The organism is Mycobacterium sp. NPDC003449 (genome assembly GCF_053588415.1).
In genome coordinates, this window is record NZ_JBSFPX010000004.1 from 61,970 (window position 1) to 78,649 (window position 16,680).

16 protein-coding genes are annotated in these 16,680 nt (G+C 67.3%); 9 read left to right on the top strand and 7 right to left on the bottom strand.

All coding sequences use genetic code 11. The features are described from left to right. Positions 1-111 precede the first annotated feature (111 nt). From ACWDTP_RS02435 to ACWDTP_RS02465, 7 genes are all read left to right on the top strand, one after another. Entirely contained in the window at positions 112-1,053 is a 942-nt protein-coding gene (locus tag ACWDTP_RS02435; RefSeq protein WP_450016208.1) for an aldo/keto reductase, read from the top strand. Positions 1,054-1,261: 208 nt separating this feature from the next. Beyond that, positions 1,262-2,194: a LysR family transcriptional regulator gene (locus ACWDTP_RS02440; RefSeq protein ID WP_450016210.1), complete on the top strand. Its 933-nt coding sequence runs from the start codon at positions 1,262-1,264 to the stop codon at positions 2,192-2,194. Positions 2,195-2,302: 108 nt separating this feature from the next. After that, on the top strand, positions 2,303-3,655 hold the full coding sequence (locus tag ACWDTP_RS02445) for an LLM class flavin-dependent oxidoreductase (protein WP_450016212.1): 1,353 nt from the start codon (positions 2,303-2,305) through the stop codon (positions 3,653-3,655). Continuing rightward, positions 3,652-5,004, top strand: a complete 1,353-nt coding sequence (locus ACWDTP_RS02450; protein WP_450016214.1) for an NAD(P)-binding domain-containing protein — start codon at positions 3,652-3,654, stop codon at positions 5,002-5,004. The genes ACWDTP_RS02445 and ACWDTP_RS02450 overlap by 4 nt, the downstream gene beginning before the upstream one ends. After that, positions 5,001-6,068: an LLM class flavin-dependent oxidoreductase gene (locus ACWDTP_RS02455; protein ID WP_450016216.1), complete on the top strand. Its 1,068-nt coding sequence runs from the start codon at positions 5,001-5,003 to the stop codon at positions 6,066-6,068. Before ACWDTP_RS02450 ends, ACWDTP_RS02455 begins: the two co-directional genes overlap by 4 nt. Beyond that, positions 6,065-7,042, top strand: a complete 978-nt coding sequence (locus ACWDTP_RS02460) for a ketopantoate reductase family protein (RefSeq protein WP_450016218.1) — start codon at positions 6,065-6,067, stop codon at positions 7,040-7,042. Before ACWDTP_RS02455 ends, ACWDTP_RS02460 begins: the two co-directional genes overlap by 4 nt. Positions 7,043-7,067: 25 nt before the next feature. Beyond that, positions 7,068-7,865 carry an SDR family NAD(P)-dependent oxidoreductase gene (locus ACWDTP_RS02465; RefSeq protein WP_450016219.1) on the top strand — a complete coding sequence of 266 codons (798 nt, stop codon included), beginning with the start codon at positions 7,068-7,070 and terminating at the stop codon, positions 7,863-7,865. 39 nt (positions 7,866-7,904) lie between these two features. Here ACWDTP_RS02465 and ACWDTP_RS02470 read toward each other — a convergent pair whose 3' ends face one another. The 7 genes from ACWDTP_RS02470 to ACWDTP_RS02500 form a co-directional block, all read right to left on the bottom strand. Further along, the gene (locus tag ACWDTP_RS02470; RefSeq protein WP_450016221.1) at positions 7,905-8,216 is read right to left on the bottom strand and encodes a WhiB family transcriptional regulator; all 312 of its coding nucleotides are present in this window, start codon (positions 8,214-8,216) and stop codon (positions 7,905-7,907) included. 106 nt (positions 8,217-8,322) lie between these two features. Further along, complete coding sequence (locus ACWDTP_RS02475; protein WP_450016223.1) at positions 8,323-9,096, bottom strand: ABC transporter ATP-binding protein; 774 nt, start codon at positions 9,094-9,096, stop codon at positions 8,323-8,325. After that, positions 9,071-9,907: an ABC transporter ATP-binding protein gene (locus ACWDTP_RS02480; protein WP_450016225.1), complete on the bottom strand. Its 837-nt coding sequence runs from the start codon at positions 9,905-9,907 to the stop codon at positions 9,071-9,073. Before ACWDTP_RS02480 ends, ACWDTP_RS02475 begins: the two co-directional genes overlap by 26 nt. Next, positions 9,900-10,778: an ABC transporter permease gene (locus tag ACWDTP_RS02485; RefSeq protein ID WP_450016227.1), complete on the bottom strand. Its 879-nt coding sequence runs from the start codon at positions 10,776-10,778 to the stop codon at positions 9,900-9,902. Before ACWDTP_RS02485 ends, ACWDTP_RS02480 begins: the two co-directional genes overlap by 8 nt. Continuing rightward, positions 10,775-11,740, bottom strand: coding sequence for an ABC transporter permease (locus tag ACWDTP_RS02490; RefSeq protein ID WP_450016229.1), 966 nt, complete (start codon positions 11,738-11,740; stop codon positions 10,775-10,777). Before ACWDTP_RS02490 ends, ACWDTP_RS02485 begins: the two co-directional genes overlap by 4 nt. Then, positions 11,737-13,254 carry an ABC transporter substrate-binding protein gene (locus ACWDTP_RS02495; protein WP_450016231.1) on the bottom strand — a complete coding sequence of 506 codons (1,518 nt, stop codon included), beginning with the start codon at positions 13,252-13,254 and terminating at the stop codon, positions 11,737-11,739. The genes ACWDTP_RS02490 and ACWDTP_RS02495 overlap by 4 nt, the downstream gene beginning before the upstream one ends. A 1-nt stretch (position 13,255) precedes the next feature. Further along, positions 13,256-14,884 (bottom strand): rhodanese-like domain-containing protein, encoded by a 1,629-nt coding sequence (locus tag ACWDTP_RS02500; RefSeq protein WP_450016233.1) that lies wholly within the window; start codon positions 14,882-14,884, stop codon positions 13,256-13,258. A 223-nt stretch (positions 14,885-15,107) separates the two neighbouring features. Here ACWDTP_RS02500 and ACWDTP_RS02505 point away from each other — a divergent pair, with 223 nt between their 5' ends. Together ACWDTP_RS02505 and ACWDTP_RS02510 are read left to right on the top strand one after the other, a co-directional pair. Next, positions 15,108-15,857, top strand: a complete 750-nt coding sequence (locus ACWDTP_RS02505; RefSeq protein WP_450016235.1) for an ABC transporter ATP-binding protein — start codon at positions 15,108-15,110, stop codon at positions 15,855-15,857. Continuing rightward, positions 15,850-16,668: an ABC transporter permease gene (locus ACWDTP_RS02510; RefSeq protein WP_450016237.1), complete on the top strand. Its 819-nt coding sequence runs from the start codon at positions 15,850-15,852 to the stop codon at positions 16,666-16,668. The genes ACWDTP_RS02505 and ACWDTP_RS02510 overlap by 8 nt, the downstream gene beginning before the upstream one ends. The last annotated feature ends 12 nt before the right edge of the window (positions 16,669-16,680 follow it).

Consider the following 16,680-nt stretch of genomic DNA (forward strand, 5'->3'; position numbering starts at 1 on the left):
CGCGACCGCATACTTCTCGTTAACAGAATCCGTAGCGAACTGTCGTTGATCGAGATGTGCACGGCCCGCGACGATCGCGATACACCACCCACGATCGGAGGAACACCCACAGTGAGCGATCTGGAGCTTCGCCGGCTCGGTGACAGCGGCCCGGAGGTGACCGTGCTCGGATTCGGCGCCATGGAACTGCGCGGGACCCCGCACCGCAATCCGCGACCGCTGGATGAATCGGTGGCCGCCGCCGTGCTGAATACGGTGCTCGACGAGGGCATCACGTTCATCGACACCTCGGTCGACTACGCGCTCAGCGAAGAACGGATCGGCAGGCACATCGGATCTCGCCGTGACGAGTATATCCTCGCCTCGAAGGCCGGTTGCCCCTTGGATTTCCGTCCCGACGCGCCGCCGGGACCACTGCCCCACGACTACTCGCCGGCCAGCATCCGCGCCGGCGTCGAGCAGAGCCTGCGGCGGTTGCCGACCGACCGGCTCGACCTGGTACAGCTGCATATCAGCCCGTCGCTGGAGGTGCTGCGCAGCCAGGGCGCGGTCGAAACGCTGGCCGCCCTGCGCGATGAGGGCAAAATCGTGGCGTTCGGTGTCTCCTCGACCCTGCCCGAGTTCGACGATCACCTGCAGATCAAGGAGTTCTCGGCGTTCCAGGTGCCCTTCTCGGCACTCGAGCGCCAGCTTGAGTGCCGTATTCGGCTCGCCGGTGGGCTCGGCTTCGGCATCATCGTCCGCGGGGGCGTCGCGCAGGCAGGCAAACGGCAGAAGACCACCGCGGACGGGCGCACCGTCACCTGGGCCGACACCGGACTCGACGAGTTACGTGACGGGGACACCGAACAGGGCTTCCTGTTGCGGTACGCCATCAGCACCCCCGGTGTCACGACGATCATCGCGGGCACGGCCGATCCGGACCATGTCCGCGACAACGTCGCGGCCGCACGCCGTGGACGGCTGCCCGACGATCTGTACGCCGAGGCGCAACGACGCCTCGACGACGCCGGAATTACACCCGCCGTGATTCCTGCGAGCCTCGCGACGTAACACCTGGTCACAGCGGCGGACACCGGCCGGGTGGGCGCGGACTGTCCGCGCCCACCCGCCGTGGTCTGTCATTATTCGGCTGTGAACTCGACGGACCTCATCAACCGGTGCCACGTCGATCCGATGCACTGCTGTCGTCGCGACTGTTGTCGCTGAACCCGCCTGCGTTACAGCCCCGCATCCTCGACACCGAATCGATGAGGTTCCCATGCTCGACCTACGCCGCATGATGCTTCTGTCCGATCTGGCCGACCTCGGTTCGGTCACCGCTGTCGCCGAACGCCGCAGCATCACGAGCTCGGCTGTGTCACAACAGCTGCGCGTCTTGGAGGAGGAAGCGGGGGCGGTGCTGTTCCGCCGCGACGGCAGGACCCTCGGGCTGACCCGGAGCGGCCATGTCCTGGCCGAACATGTGCGCCGCGTTCTGGTCGCGGTCGACGAAGCCATGAGCGCGGTGGCCGAGACCAGGGACCGGGTCTCGGGCCAGGTCGCGATCGCCACGTTCAACATGGGTCTACCGACTCTTGCCGCGCCCATGATGCGGCGGCTCAGTACATCCGAGCCGGATCTGCGGGTGCAGGTCCAGCAGGAGACCAGTACCGACGCGTTGCGTCTGCTGCGTCAGGGTGAGGTCGACGTCGCGATCACCTGCCACTACGACTTCGTCGGACACCAGACATCCGGCGGCCTGACCGCCGCGGAGCTGCTGTTCGAGCCGCTCGTGCTACTGGCCCCGGGCCACTCGCACCTGAGGATCCGCAAGCAGGGGCTTTCGGCGCTGGCCGACGGCCCGTGGGTGACCGGTCCGCAGAACTCCGGGCTCGGCGTGGCGGTCATGCGGGCCGGCGAGAGCGCCGGTTTCACACCCCAGATCAAACACCGGCTGATCGGTGCCCAGAACATCTGTGACCTGGCGGCCACCGAGATCGCCTCGGCGATCGTGCCGCGGCTGTCGGTGCCCCAGGAGCTGACCGGGCTGATCGTTCCCGGAATGAAGCTCGGCGGCCGCACGATCAGCGCCGTGGTGCGGGCCGGCCGACAACGCGACCCCAACATCGCGTTGATCCTGCGCACGCTGCAGACGATCGCTGCCGAAGCATTACCGGAGCCGTCCGCCGAGGAGCTCGGCGTCGCATCGTGAGAACGCGAACTACATAGTCCGGCTTCAGTTTTCCCGTAGCCGATGTTCGCTGATTCTGCCGCGGTCGGCAGATACGTTGTGATCTGGCGATTTTAGGAGGTCATGTTCGTGGGCAAACGTCAGCTGCATCTGAACGCGTTCCTGATGAGCACCGGGCACCATGAGGCGTCATGGCGGCTGCCGGAGAGCAATCCGTTCGCGGCGACCGACGTCGCGCACTACACCGAACTGGCCCGGATCGCCGAGCGCGGCACGTTCGATTCGTTGTTTCTGGCCGACAGTCCCCAACTCAACGGGGATGTGGGCCGCCGACCGCTCGGGGTCCTCGAGCCGTTGACGTTGCTCACCGCGCTGGTCGGCGTCACCGAGCAGATCGGGCTGATCGCCACGGCGTCGACCTCGTACAACTCGCCCTACAACCTGGCGCGCCGGTTCGCCTCGCTGGACCACGTGAGCGGCGGGCGCGCGGGCTGGAACATCGTCACGACCGCGACCGTCGACGCCGCCCGCAACTTCGGTCTCGATGACCTGCCCGACCATTCGTCGCGCTACGCACGGGCCGACGAGTTCGTCCGGGTCGCGCAGAAGCTCTGGGACAGCTGGGAAGACGACGCGATCGTGGCCGACAAGGCGACTGGTCTGTGGGGCGACCAAGCCAAGATCCATCCGGCCGCCCACCGCGGTGAGCACTTCTCGGTCCAGGGCGCACTGAACATCCCGCGGTCCCCACAGGGCTATCCCCTGCTGGTCCAGGCCGGTTCGTCGGAGGACGGCAAGGCGTTGGCGGCCCGGTACGCCGAAGCGGTGTTCACCGCGCAGCAGACCGTCGACGAGGCACGGGCCTTCTACACCGACCTGAAAGGCCGCGCGGCCGCCCTTGGCCGCGATCCGGACACGATCAAGATCCTGCCCGGCATCGTGCCGGTGATCGCCGGCACCGAGGCCGAGGCCGAGGCCAAGGACCGCGAGCTCGACGAGGCGATCGTCCCCGGGTATGCGCACCGCCAGCTGGCGACCACACTGCGAATTCCCCTGGAGCAACTGGATCTCGACCGCCAGCTGCCGGACGAGCTGCTACCCGAGGACGAGATCGAGGGTGCCAAGAGTCGCTACACCCTGATCGTCGAACTGGCCCGACGCGAGAGGCTGACCGTGCGCCAGCTGATCGGGCGCCTCGGCGGGGGCCGTGGTCACCGCACGTTCACCGGAACCCCGGAGCGGGTCGCCGACACCATCGAGGAATGGTTCCGCGGTGGTGTCGCCGACGGGTTCAACATCATGCCGCCACTGCTGCCGTCGGGTCTGGAGGTGTTCGTGGACCACGTGGTGCCGATCCTGCGGGCCCGCGGGCTGTTCCGCCACGAGTACACCTCCTCCACCCTGCGCGGGCACTACGGGCTGGACCGCCCCGCCAACTCCAACCTCGATGCCCAACAGCTCGCCGGGGCGGTGGGCCGATGACCACCGACGCGGTAGCGACCGAACCTGCCGAGATCGCGGCTCGTGAGTCGTTGCGGCTGCTCGGGCTCGACGGCAACAACTGGATCGCCCCACGCACCGATGTCGACCACGACGTGGCGGTCATCGGCGGCGGGCAGAGCGGGATCACCACGGCGCACGCCCTGCTCCGCGCCGGGGTGGCGAGGGTGACGGTGATCGACGCCGGCGCCGCCGAATCAGAATCGGCGTGGCAGTCCCGCGCCAGGATGCGCACCCTGCGGACCGCCAAGACGATCTCGGGGCCCGAGCTGGGGAACCCCACGCTGACGTTTCTGGCCTGGTTCGAAAGTGTCTACGGTCCTGATGTTTTCGAGACTGTCGACCGGATCGCCACGGCCGACTGGTCGGCCTATCTGAGCTGGTTCCGCCGCCAGGTCGGGGTCGAGGTTCGCCGAGGAATCCGGGTCACCGACATCGCGCCGGCCACGGCCGGCCTGCGTCTGACCCTCGAGCAGGACGGTCGGCGGTGGACCGAGGATGTCCGCAAGGTGGTGCTGGCCGGTGGCGTCGCGGGCACCGGGGGGCCGCATGTCCCGGCAGCCTTGCACAGCCTGCCCGCGACCTTGTGGGCGCACACGGCCGATGCCATCGATTTCGCTGCGCTGCGCGGCAAGTCGGTCGCGGTGCTCGGTGCGGCGGCGTCGGCCTACGACGCCGCCGCGACCGCACTGGAGGCCGGGGCCGCGGAGGTGCACGTCTACACCCGCCGCCCAGCCGTCGTCGTCGCCAACCTCGCCAACCGGCCCAATCCGTTGGCACAGGATGTCTTCCACCTACTACCCGACGCGCAGCGCTGGCAGCAACGCTGGAAGGCGGCCGCCGCGGGCGCCAACGTTCCCGAGGACTCCGTGACCCGTGCGGCCGCCTTCGACAACTACCACCTGCATGTGTCGGCCGGCTGGGCTTCGGCATCCGAACGGGACGGGCGGGTGCGCGTCGACGCCGCCGACGGTGTCCGGATCTTCGACTACGTCATCGCGGGAACGGGTTATCAGCAAGACCCCAACACCCGGCCGGAACTGGCGACCATCGCACCGCACATCGCGCTGTGGAAGGACATCTACCGGCCGCCCGAAGGCCAGGAGAACGAGTTGCTCGGTAGCGCACCGTATCTGGGCCACGGATACGAACTCACCGAGAAGGATCCCGGTACCGCGCCGTGGCTGGCCGACATCCACGTGTTCAGCATCGGCGCCAACGTGAGCTTCGGCCGCCCGGTCGGCGACATCCCCAGCCTGCGCGTCGGGGTACCGCGGTTGGCCCGGGCGATCACCCGGGATCTGGTCCTGGCCGACCTGGGTGCCCGATGACGTTCCTCTGGTACGTGCCGAACACCGTCGAACCGGGACACCGCGGGGACGACACCGTCGACGGCTGGGGCAGTCTCGACTATTCGGTCGATCTGGCCGTTCGCGCCGAGCGTCACGGCTGGGGAGGTGCCCTGATCGGAACCGGGTGGGGACGCCCCGACACCTTCACCGTCGCGACCGCCATCGCGGCCAGGACCACGACGTTCACCCCGCTGGCCGCGATCCGCCCCGGATACTGGCACCCGGCCCACTTCGCCAGTGCCGCCGCCACCCTCGACCAGCTCACCGGCGGGCGGTTGTTCATCAACATCGTCAGTGGCACCGACGATCTCGCCGCCTACGGTGACGGCGAGTTCGACAAATCCCGCCGCTACGACCGGACCAGGGAATTCCTGCAGGTGCTGCGCCGGCTGTGGCACGAGGAGGACGTCACGTTCACCGGCGAGTTCTTCCGGGTCGAGCACTCCACCGTCGCACCGCGGCCGTTCGGCGCCGAGTCGGGCCGCCACCCCAGGCTGTACTTCGGGGGCGCGTCGGATGCCGCCGAGCAGGTGGCCGTGGCCGAGGCCGACGTCCAGCTGTTCTGGGGTGAACCGCTCGCCGGGATCGCCGAGCGGATCGACCGGCTCAAATCGTTGTCCGACAAGCTCGGCCGGGCCCACCCCCCGCTCGAGTTCGGATTGCGGGTCACCACACTGGTGCGCGATACCTCAGAGGAGGCGTGGCGCGACGCCGAGGCCAAGATCGCCGCGATCGCCGGCCGGCCCGACCTGCACGGCCGCAGGCAGGGCACGGCCGTCGGCCAGCAGCGGCTGCTCGACCTCGCCGAGCGCGGCGAGGTACTCGACTCCTGCCTCTACACCACACCCGGCCTCTACGGCGGAGGCGGTGCCGGGACCACATGGCTGGTCGGCTCGGCCGCGGAGGTGGCGCTCGCCCTGGAGAGATACGCCGAGCTGGGCATCACGCATTTCGTCTTGTCCGACACCCCCTACAAGACCGAGGTCGGCAGGGTCGGCGACCAACTGCTACCGCTGCTTCGGCAGCCCGCGGGCGTGCGGTGACAGCACCGTCCACGCGACCGGTGGTCGTCTACGGAGCCGGTGCGATCGGCGGGGTCATCGCCGCGCGGCTGAGCCTGGCCGGGTTCGATGTCACGGCGGTGGCACGCGGCGCCCACCTGGCCGCGATCCGGAACGCCGGCCTCACGCTGGTGACCAAGGCCGGTACCGACACCATCGCCCTGCCTGCCGCGTCCGGGGCGGGCGCAGTCGACTGGGCGGCCGATCCGATCGTGGTGCTGGCCGTCAAGAGTCACCAGACTGCGGCCGCGCTCGACGATCTCGCCGCCCATGCACCGGCCCTGACGCCGATATTCGTCGCGCAGAACGGTGTGGCCAATGAGCAGGCGGTGTTGCGCAGGTTCGCCAATGTCTACGGGGTCGCCGTGCTGCTGTCGGCGGCACACCTCGAGGCCGGGATCGTGGTTCAGCAGAGTTCGCCCGTGGCGGGCCTGCTCGACCTCGGCCGGTATCCGCACGGTCGTGACGAGGTCGCCGAGCAGCTTTCGGCGGCATTCCGATCGGCGCACTTCGGTTCCGAGGTCCGCGAGGACATCATGGCGTGGAAGTACCGCAAGTTGATCGCCAACCTCGGGAACGGGGTGACCGCATCGTTTCGTCCCGGACCCGAGGCCGAGGAACTCGTGGCCCAGGCCCGGTCCGAGGCCGAGAACGTGTTGACGGCCGCGGGCATACCGGTGATCAGCGCCGAGCGGGATCGGCAGCGCCGCGGTGAGCTTCTGGATGGCAGGGTTCGCGACGACTATTTCGGCTCCACCTGGCAGAGCGTGGCGCGGGGACACCCGGATGTCGAGACCGACTGGTTCAACGGTGAAATCGTGCTGCAGGCCCGTCTGTTGGGTGAGTCGGCACCGGTCAACGAACTCATCCAACGCGTGACCGCCGAACATGCGCGTCGCGGTCGGCCGCCGCGCTCACTGGATGCCGCGGAAGTCCTCACCGAACGACGACACTGATCCGAAAACACCGAGGAGAGTTCAGATGGATCTACAACTGACGGGTAAACGCGCCATCATCACCGGTGGCAGCAAGGGCATCGGTCTGGCCGTCGCGCACGCGCTGGCCGCGGAGGGGGTGGACGTGGTGCTGGCCGCGCGCACCAAGGAAACCCTGGAGAAGGCCGCCGCCGAGGTCGCCGAGCGCAGTGGCCGGCGCGCCATCCCGGTCGTCACCGACACCGGCGACGACGAGTCGGTCAAGGCGTTGGTGGCGCGCGCCGTCGAAGAGCTCGGCGGGGTCGACATTCTGGTCAACAATGCGTCCAATCAAGCCGTCGGCAAGGGAAATCCCGACCTGGCCGACACGACGGACCAGGTGTTCTGGGACGACGTCAACATCAAGGTTGTCGGTTACCTGCGCACGGCGCGAGCCGTCGCACCGCACCTCGTCGATGCGGGCTGGGGACGGATCATCAACGTCAGCGGGTTGGGCTACCGCCAGACGCATTCGATCGTGCGCAGCATCCGCAACGTGAGTGTTGCCGCGTTGACCAAGAACCTCGCCGACGAGCTGAGCCCGCACGGGGTGAACGTCACCGTCGTGCATCCCGGGCAGACGCGCACGGAGTCCAAGACACTCGAATACCGGGCCGCGGCCGAGAAGGCGGGCATCGACGTGGCCGAGTACGAGAAGCAGCTCGCGAGCAACGCGATCGGGCGGGTGGTCGACGCATCGGAAGTCGCCGATGTCATCACCTTCCTGGCTTCCCCGCGCAGCGTCAGCATCACCGGCGACGCGGTCGCGGTCGGCGGTGGCTTGCTCGGCACCGTGAATTACTGACCCGACCCGCACGTTCTACTGGCCGGTCGTGTTCATGGCTCAGTGGGCCTGTGCCAATGCCTTGGCGCGTTCGCGCGCGGTCATGGCTCCCCAGACACCATGCACCTCAGGAGTTTTCAGCGCGTGATCGCGGCAGCGGGCCAGCACAGGGCACTCCCGGCAGATCTCCTTGGCCGCCTCCTCGCGTTGGCGCCGGCCCTGCCGGCCCTCACTCTCGGGAAAGAACACCTCTGAGGGATAGCCCTGGCAGCTGCCCTCCAACTGCCAGTTCCATTCCTCCAGAATCGGCCGCGGCAATGCTTGGGGCTGCATTTTCTGAAACACGGTGAGGTAGCTGCTCTGCTTAGTCATCAGTGCCTCCTCGAGATCAAGGCTTCCTTCGCGACGCAATCCTCAAGATATGAGGTGCCCGGGTTGCTGGACACAGTCCAGTTCAACGGGATTTCAACGCAGGCAATTACGCCAACGACGGCACGTCCGCGATGAGCCGGCGGGCGTAGGCACTCGACGGTGAACCGACGATGTCGCGAGCCGGCCCGTCTTCGACCACCCTGCCGTCATGCAGCACGGCCAGCCGATCACAGGTCCCGGCGATCGAACCGATGTCGTGCGAGACGAAGATGATCGACATCCCGTGCCGTTCCCGCAGTTTGTCGAACAGTTCCAGCACCAGGGTTCGGTTGCCCGCGTCGAGTGCGCTGACCGGCTCGTCGCACAACAACAACCGGGGCTGGGTGATCAACGCCCTGGCGATGACGACGCGCTGCCGTTGTCCGCCGGACAGATCACCCGGCCTGCGGTCCAGCAGTCCGATATCGAGACCGACCTCGGTGAACGCCTGCTCGGCTCGCGCGCGGCGGGTGACACCGGCGGGTAGCGGGGCACCGAGTGCCAGGGGCTCGACCACCGACCGCTGGATGGTCCAGTCCGGTTCGAGACTGGCCAGCGGGTCCTGGAAGACGTACTGGACTTCCCCGCTGGAACGGAACTTTCGTAGCCGGCGTCGCGACAGTGAGCTGATCCCGGTGCCGTCGAACCCGATCGATCCGCGCCGCACTGGTGCCAACCCCAGCACCGCGCGGCACAGCGTGGTCTTGCCCGACCCGGTCTCACCGATCAGTCCGACGATCTGCCCGGCGTCGACGCGCAGGTCGACCCCGTCCAAGATGTTGTCCCGGCCGTAACCCACCTCGACGCCGGAGATCTCAAGCAGTGGCGTATCGCGGCTCATGACCGTCCTCGGGTGCGGTGAAGCGTTCGATGCCGTAGCGCCGATGCTCGCTGATCAGCAGTCGGGTGTAGGGGTGCTGCGGATTCTCCAGAACCTGCGCTGTGAACCCGGATTCCACGATCCGGCCGTCGCGCATGACGAGCACCGCGTCACAGATCGTGCTCACCACCGCCAGATCGTGCGAGACGAAGACGATGCTCATTCCGGTCGCGTCCCGCCTGCCGGTCAACAGTTCAAGCACCTGGGCTTGCACCGAGACATCCAAGGCGGTGGTGATTTCGTCGGCGATCAGCAGTGACGGCCGGCCGGCCAAGGCGATCGCCAGCACCGACCGCTGCAGCATGCCGCCCGACAACTCGCGCGGCAGTTTGGTGGCGATGCCGGATCCGGCGGACAACCCCAGCTCGGCGAACAGTTCCCCGGCGCGGGTGACGGCTTCGCGCCGACTCAACCCGAACCGCACCCGCAGTGCGGTGGCCAGCTGTTTACCGACCGGCACGCTGGGGTTGAGATACGAACCGGGGTCCTGAAAGACCGCCGATATCACGCTTCCCCGCAGCGCACGCCACTCGGCGAAGCCGTAGGACAGGACCGGGTGGCCGGCCAGGTCGACGTCGCCGGCACCCACCCGCAGGCGTTGCGGCAGCAGACCCAGCACGGCCCTGCAGGTGACCGACTTTCCGCTGCCCGACTCACCGACGACGCCGAGGATCTGTCCCGGCGCCACCTCGAATCCGATGTCGGACACGATGGCGTCACCGTCCGTGGTGGTGACGGTCAGTCCGTCGACGCGCAGCACCGGATCAGTCATCGCTACCCCGTGCCCGAAGCAGAAACAGCCCACTGGACACCTCGCCCCGGCCCGCCGGCCTGCGGGCGATGTCGGCGAGGCCGTTCAGTGCGATGACCGCCGCGGCGATCAGCAGGGTCGGCACTAAGGGCGAATAAGGCCGCTGGCCAAGGTATCCGAGATCGCTGGAGATCGCCCCACCCCAGGTGGGCGCGGGCGGGACGATGCCGATTCCGAGGAACGTCAGGCTGGACACGATGATCAGACCGGTCGCGACGGTGTTGGCGCCGGCGATCAGGACCGGCTGGATGATCTTGGGCAGGATGTGTGCCCGGACCAGGTACCACGTCGAACCGCCGTAGAGTCTTGCGCTCTGCACGTAGTCCGCCTGCCCGACGGCGAGGCAGGCCGCCCGGGTCACCCGGTAGAACAGCGGAGCGGTGAGAACCCCGACGACGATCATCGCCTGATGCAGCCCATTGCCGACCAATTGCGTTACCGCGACGGCGAACACCAGGAACGGTACGACGATCAGCATGTCGATGACACGAAGGCTGACCCACTCCACCGCGCGGTGCGAGTACACCGAGAAGACTGCGGCGGGCACACCGACCAGAAACGCCACCCCGGCCACCTCGAGGGCCGAGAACACCGACAGCCGCGAGCCGTACAGGATCCGGCTCGCAACGTCGCGCCCCAGGTAGTCGGTGCCCAGCAGGTGCTGCGTCGACGGGCTCGCCAGGATGTTGTCGGTCAGGGCCAGCGGATCGTGCGGAGCCAGCACCGGTCCGAACGTCGCAAGGCCCAGGATCACCGCGAGGATGCCCACGCTGATCCAGCCGAACACACCGACTGCCTGATGTGTGCGCCCGAGCGCGCCCCGCGCGCTCACAGCGTCCCCCTGCGGTCCGGGGAGAACCGGTCGAGCAGGACGTTCACCAGGGTGTTGAACACCAGCACGATGACGATCGAGATGATCAGCGCGCCTTGAACGACGGGCAGATCGCCACCCTGGGCGGCCTTGGCGGTGTAGGCGCCGTATCCGGCCATCGAGAACACTGATTCGGTGATGACGGCCCCGCCGAGCAAGGTGGGGAACTTGAGACCGAGGATGCTCAGCGCGGGCCCGATCCCGTTGCGGAAGACATGGCCGAAAATGATCCGGCGACGCGAAAAGCCCTGCAGAATGGCCCCTGTCACGTAATTGCCGTCAAGGGCACCGATGAGCCCGGAGCGGACCTGCCGCGCGAGATCTCCGATGGTGTCGAAACTCAGCGCGAACGCAGGCAGCGTGATCGTCCACAGCCACAGCGCGGGGTCCTCCTCGAACGGTACGTAACCGCCCGCCGGAAACATTTTGAAACCGACCGCGAACACCAGGATCAGCAGCACACCGATCGCGAAGGCCGGTACGGCCGTGCCGACCGACGCCACCCAGGTGACGACGCGGTCGACCACGCCGTGCTGTCGGAACGCCGCCACCACTCCCAATCCCACTCCGCCGAGAATGCCGATGACGAGTGCCAGCAGTGCGACCGAAAGACTGATCGGCGCCTTCTGGAGCAGCAATTCGGACACCGACTGCCCGTTGGACCACGAGACGCCCAGGTCACCACGGAACAGACCACCCAGCCAATCGAAGTACTGTACGAGGATCGGACGGTCCAGTCCCCACTCGTGGGTGATCCGGGCCAGATCCTCCGCGGTGGCGTCATCGCCCGCGACGAATGCGGCCGGGCTGATGCCGCTGACCACCCCGAGCGAGTACGTGACAATGCTGGCCAGCAGGAACACCACCACGGAGATGACCACCAGGCGTACCGGCCGGGCCAGCCAGCGGGCTGCTCCGATCATTTGATTGTCACGCCCTCCCAACGAATCTGGCCCTGGCGCGCATCCAGACCGGAGACGGCGTCGGATTTGATGAACGTCCACGGAATATCGAACAGATAGTCGTGTGGTGACTCCTCGGCGGCGGTACGCACCGTCTGCTTGAGAATGCTGTCGTAGTCGGGCGCATCCAGCGGGGTGCCGCGCAACCGGTCCAACGCCGATTCGAAGCGTGGCGTGGCATACGGGGCACTGAGATTCATCAGTCCGGCCGAGCCGTAGAAGGACAGCAGGGCCTGCACCGGGGACTCCCGCCCCGTCGAGGTGTTCAGCGCCAGCGCGGGCTCCCGCTTCACCAGCACGAGCTGGTTACTCTCCGCCGAGCTGATGATCTTGATGGATACGTCGAACCCGGCCTTGACCAGCTGATCCTGCAGGAGCTCGGGAACACCGCCCGCATCCTGACTGTCGAGCTGCACCTTGAGCCGGCCGGGCGGGTAGCCGGCGTCGGCCAGGATTCGCCTGGATTTCTCCGGGTCGTACGGCCAGGTCGGCAGAAAATCATTGTCGTTCTGCGGATACCGCAGCGGGAAGGGCTGATTGGTCACCTGGCCGGTACCCAGTGAGCTCTTGTCCACGAACTCCTGGCGGTCGAAGGCGTAGCGCAGCGCCTCGACCACCTTCGGGTTGTCGAACGGCGCCTTGTTGTTGTTGACGATCACGCCGTAGACCTGCCCGGTCTTGGTGTACTCGACCGGAAGACCCTGCTTCTCAGCGTTCTTGGCCGCCGCGGGCAGCGCGTAGGCGACGTTGTAGACCCCGGTCTGCACCGAGGGGACGACGGTGGCCTGATCGGGTTTCTCGTAGATGGTGACCTTGTCGATCTTGATCGCGTCGGCGTTCCAGTAGTCGGGATTCTTCACCAGCGTCGCATGGTCGTCGCGGACGAACTCCTGCAGCACGAACGGCCCCGCGCCCACCGGCTTGGTCTCAAGGGCGGCCGGGTCCTTGGCTGCCGCGTCCTTACTGGCGATCAGGCCGGGCCGTCCCGCGACCAGCAGCGGCACCTGGTAGTCCTTTTGCGCCAGGTTGAACCGGGCCGACAGGTCGTCGACCACATCGACGGACCGGATCGTCTCGATCAGATCCTTCGAACGGGAGTTCTGTTGAGTCTTGGCCCGGTCGAAATGAAACTTCACCGCCTCGGCATTGACCGGGGTTCCGTCGCTGAACTTCAGGCCGGGCCGCAAGTGGAACGTCACCTGGGTGCCGTCACCGTTGTACTCCCAGCGTTCGGCCAGTCCCGGCCTCGGTTTCCCGTCCGGGTCGATCTCGGTCAGACCCTCATAGGCCAATGGCAAACCGAAGATATCCCAGCCGATCTGGGAGGTGACCGGATCCCAACTGGTCGGGATGCCGATGGCCCATTTGAGCTCGGCGCTCTTACCGGCGACGGTGCCCCCACCCCCGCAGGCGGTGGCGATCACCATCACCGCGGCCAGACAGACCGCTGTCCACGCCGCCCTCGGGTGACGCATGCTAGGCGTACTTCTTGAACGGCACGGTGTCGTCCTGCTCCAACTCGGCGACCAGCCCGAGCTCCCAAGACAGGTAACGACGGAATCCGGCCTTGCGCCGCTCCGGATCCGTCTCACGCCAACCGGACGGCACAACGTCGTCGGCGTCGTGCAGCCAGTTCTCGACACCGGACTCCAGCGCATAACCCGCGGCCTCCCAGGCCGTCGTGCCCCCCTGCAGGACCCGCACCGGCCGGTCGGTGGCTCCGGACAGTTCGCCGGCCGCGAACCGGGCCAGGACGCCGTCCTCGGAGGTCAGGACAATGGGGCCGGCGCCGGGGATCTCCGCGACGGACTCGGCCAGCCGGGACCGGATGGCGAAGCTCGCACCCGGAATGTGTCCGGTTCGGTAGGCCGGGCTCGGCGCCAGGTCGAGCACGACGACGTCATGGAATGCCTCGTTCAGGCCGTCGGCGTCGATCAACGTGTAGCCTTCGTCGGGGACAGCGAATGCTTGTGGTGCGGTTCCCGTTTCGAGTTCAACACCGTCGAGCGCGTGGTCCAGAACGAAAACCTCGCCCCAGCCGATCTGGGTGATCCACGACGCGGCGACGGTTGCGCGAACGGTGTCGTCGTCGACGAGCACGATGCGCGCATTGTGGGTGCCGACATGGCGGAACGTCCACGGCGCGACATCCCAACTGGGCGCCGAGCGTGACCCGGGGAGGTGGCCCGCCTCGTACTCCCCCGGGGTGCGGACATCGAGCAGGTAGAGCGAGCGGGTGTCTGCTTCGGTGCGGAACTGCTCCAGTGTGGCTGTGTCGATGTGGGTGATCGCGAACCGGTCGGTGAAGCGGGCGGCGGCGTGCTGCGCCGATCGGAAGCTCTCACCGCTCGGGGCGGGCGCGGCAACGGACTTGCCGTGCTCGAGATCGTGCCCCTCCAGCACCCAGGACTGGGTGCCGCCCTCAAGCGCGACCACCCGGTTGGGCAGTCCGGCGTTGATCAGCACCTGTGCGCCGAGAATGCTGCGGGTGCGCCCGGCGCAGTTCACCACGACCAGCGCGTCCGGCGATTTCACCACCTCGCCTGCGCGGTACACCAATTCGGCACCGGGAATGGAGGTGCCACCGGGCAGGCTGTGGTTCTCGAACTCGCCGATCGGACGACTGTCGAGCAGGACGATATCCTCCCCCGCCTCGATACGCTTCAGATACTCGGGCACGCTGATGTGCGGGGTCTGGTAGATGTGCTCGATCCACTCACCGAACGCCTGGCCGATGACGTGGTCCCCGCCGGTCTGCACCTTGTGCCCGGCCTCCGACCAGGCCCGCAGACCGCCGGCCAGCACCCGGACATCGGTGTAGCCCAGTGCCGTCAGTCGGGCGGCCGCACGGGCGGCGAGGTGGCTGCCGTCACCCCGATCGTCATCGCCGCCGTCGTAGACGATGACGGGTGTGGACAACCTGGGGATCCGGGTCCGCACCCGCAACTCCAGGACACTGAGCGGAATCGACACCGCGAGCAGGATCGAGCCCTGCGCCGCCGTCACACCGGGTTCCCGAACATCGACCAGCGCGTATTCGCTTCCCGCACCGAATAACTCGTGCAGCTCATCGGCGCTGATCGTGGCTGTCGCAACTGAGGTCATCGGCGATCCTTACTGGGGCGGGTGCGTCGGCACCGAGTCTGGGGCCGGCGGGGCGGCCGATCAAGCGGCTTGCGCTACAGGAATGGCACGTTCTGGCTTAACTATTCGTCGCCGCTACCGGGCAGGTGTTTTGCTCATGGCGGTTTCAACTTTTCGGGAATAAACCCGTGATCGACGGCGGCTATTGGGCGCACTGTCCTTGACCCACTGGAGGTGAACAGCGGTGGCGCCCCCTGCCCTGGAAGTCCGGCACTTGCGTAAGACGTACGGTTCGGGCTTCACGGCCCTGCACGACCTGGATCTGGACATCCCCGACGGTGCGTTCTTCGGGTTGCTCGGCCCCAACGGTGCCGGCAAATCGACGCTGATCTCGGCGACATGCAATCTGCTGCGCCCGACGGCGGGTGAGATCAGGGTCTTCGGGCATCCCAACGACTCCCGTACCGCGCGGGCGCTGATCGGCCTCGCCGAGCAGGACGTGAACCTCGATCGCTTCCTGACCAACGCCGAGATTCTGATCTACCACGCCGGTTATCACGGTGTGGCCCGTCGCGAAGCCGCCCGGCGTGCCTACGACCTGCTCGAACTGCTCGGCCTGGCAGACAAGGCCAAGCAACATCCCCATGCACTCTCCGGCGGCATGCAGCGCCGACTGCTGGTCGCGCGGGCCCTGATCCACCGCCCGCGGCTGCTGATCCTGGACGAGCCGACCGCGGGCGTCGACGTTGAGCTGCGATCCGACCTGTGGGGTTACATGCGGGATCTGCACCGGATGGGCCACACCATATTGCTCACAACGCACTATCTGGAGGAGGCTGAGGCGCTGTGCGACGAGGTCGCCCTGATCAAGGCGGGCCGGCTGATCTCCCGCAACAATGCCGCGGCGCTGCGCGCCGAGTTCGGCGCAACCGATCTCGCGGAGGTCTACAACCGGGCGATGGCCGCCACACTGACCGAGGCCGCCAATGACTGAAAACTGGCTGGCCTCGGCACCGCTGACGTCCTATGACCGGCCGTACCGTGCGCAACGTCCGGCCTTCACGTGGCTGCTGCAGCGCGAAATCGTGCGGTACCTGAAGAACTGGCACTTCACCGTCCTCGGGCAGATGCTGGCGTCGCTGTTGTTCCTCGTCGTTTTCGGACTGGCCATCGGCAGCCGGATCGACGGGATACACGGGCTGCCCTACGACCAGTTCATCCTGCCCGGTCTGCTCGTACTGTCAGTGGTCACCGCCGGTTACATCCAGGGCAACGCATCACTGTTCGAAGCACGCAAGGACCGTTTCATCAATGCGGTGCTGGCCAGCTCATTGCGGTGGTGGGAGATCAACCTGGCGCTCGTTCTCGGGTCGGTGGTGCGCGGAATCCTCATCTCGGCAGGCATTCTCGCCGTGGCGATCCCGCTCACCGGCTCCCACATCGCCCGGCCCGGCTACTTCGTCGCGGCGAGCGCGGCGGTGCTGTTGCTCGCCGCCCAGGCGGGCATGATCGCGGCCATGTACGCCAAGACCCAGGAGCACACCGCCGCGATCCAGGTGCTCGTCGTGCAACCGCTGTGCTTCCTCGGCGGTGTGTTCTATTCGGTGCACGACCTGTCGCCGGGGTGGCGGGCACTCAACCACCTGAACCCGGTCTTCTACGGAGTTCAGGCGATGCGGCACGGCATGCTCGGTGCGGCCGATATCTCGGCACCGGTGGCGCTGCTCGTCGTCGGCGCGGCCGCGTTGACGCTGAGCGGATGGCTGGCCTGGTTGTTCCGGTCGGGTTCCCAGCTCAAGCCGTGAGACCACGCCGGA